Raw genomic sequence first — 1,804 nt, 5'->3', positions numbered from 1 at the left:
GGCTCTTTCCATCAAACGAGATTGAGCTTTATGCGCGCTGTTATGCGTCGCTTGAAGCGTGATAACTGGACCTTTGACTGTCCGATCTGGCGCATTAATGAACAAGGCGAAGGTGTTGCCGTTTATGTGGCAAAGGGACCTGAACGCAGCTATAGCATGGTTTGCTTTGCCCATGATCTTGATCCCGCTAAGCGGTCGGATCGTGTCATTGCAGAAGCTTGGGACACTACCTTTGCCCTTTATGACGGTGTGATCGGCGAAGATGATATTGTGCGTTTGTCACAGAACGTTCCGAAACAGGAAGCCGGACGGTGTTTGGAGAGCGAGCTTGTTCTCTCTCGCGCTAATAAAAGCGTACGCCTGTTCGAATATGTTGTCAGTGAACTGGCAGCAGGCAGACAACCAGATCAGACCGAGTTGAATAAAGTTGGTTATCTGATGCGGACAACTGCCGTTTACGGGAATGGTAAGCTTGGTATGGCGGATCGTGACCGGATAGCCAATCGTTCTGAAATGCTAGGGCCGTTCCGCGCTGAAATGTTGGCGGTTTGGCTTATTCGAAATTTTGTCGCTGATTATGTAGAACAAATGGCGGTCTATCGGTCACCTGAAACAGCTGTGAAACTGGATCCTGAAATTCGACGTAGCTTGGGTGTTGGTAATTCAACTGGCTTGGGTATGGCACCATTTTTGGTCAATCATCCAATCTTATTACACAGCTGGATACATGCACGTGAAAGCGCATTAGCCCGTATCCGCGCATTACCTACAATGACAGCTGCGGCAAGAAACCATTATGAAGTTTATCTCGAAAGTGCTCACCTATCTCTGGATCGTTGGTTCACGGTGGATGAAAGACAAGCCGAACGCGTAACAGTTCTGCGGCGTGATCTTGAAAAACTAAGTTCATTATCCTTGGATACTTTTGTTGGGGATGATCTGCCGTGGGATAAGCTTTATCGATGGGGAGAGGTTGAACTGTCTCTGGAAGGGCAGGAACTACTTGTGAGTTTGCTGCTTGAACCCCATGCTGAGATTGTCGATGCTTATGCATCTGTGATGTATGCAGAAGAAAATGATAATTTCCGTATTGATGGTTCTCAAAGTGTTGCAGATCTTCTGATCGCATTGGAAAAACACTATAGCTGGGCCTTGTCCGTTGATTATGACAATCATCCAAACTCTGTTTTCTTCTGGTATGTATCCGAAGAAAAGCTGGAACCACGGTTGGGTTCCAGAGGTGAGGAGCCGGGGGACAATCTGGAACAACCGCTTTCGATAGGTCGGGATGCAGCGCGTCTTTACAAAGATTTACTGAATGCACAAACCGATCAGAAGATTGGCTCTTTCCTGATCGATTATCCAGAACACCGTTTGATTGCACGCAGAGTACAATTAACTCAACGCTACCCTTATGCAGAAATTCAAGACAACCTGATTTAGTTTTTGGTTTGAGGTGATTTAATTAAATACAGGTGTTTTCTATCCACAAGCCCTGACTGGAGAGTCGGGGCTTCTTTATTCAGGTCTAGCTTCTCTCCATCCTTTCTTTAGTTTTTGACCTAAGCCCAGCGTTGAACGATTTACATTTTTTATATAGATGATTCGTTACCCACTTAACTCAATTCAATCTTTAAAAGCCCCCAAAACAATATAAATGACCGAAGGCAATTTCGTAGACTATGTTAGGATCTTTGCCGAATCGGGCAATGGGGGCAAGGGTTCTGTGCACCTGCATCGGGAGAAATTTATCACCAAGGGAGGTCCCGATGGCGGCGATGGGGGTCGAGGTGGCCATATAATC

The 1,804-nt window shown here is 46.2% G+C and carries 1 protein-coding gene and 1 pseudogene; both read left to right on the top strand.

Annotated features, from left to right (window positions below; all coding sequences use genetic code 11):
• Positions 1-1,443 (top strand): hypothetical protein (locus tag Q0241_RS11615; RefSeq protein WP_299377523.1); only part of this gene is annotated, 1,443 nt, incomplete at its 5' end.
• A gap of 214 nt (positions 1,444-1,657) precedes the next feature.
• A pseudogene (locus Q0241_RS11610) lies at positions 1,658-1,804 on the top strand (hypothetical protein); the annotation flags it as partial.

Origin of the sequence: uncultured Kiloniella sp., from assembly GCF_937128705.1 — a bacterium.
Taxonomy (GTDB): Bacteria; Pseudomonadota; Alphaproteobacteria; order Kiloniellales; family Kiloniellaceae; genus Kiloniella.
This window is presented reverse-complemented; position numbering and strand designations above follow the sequence as displayed.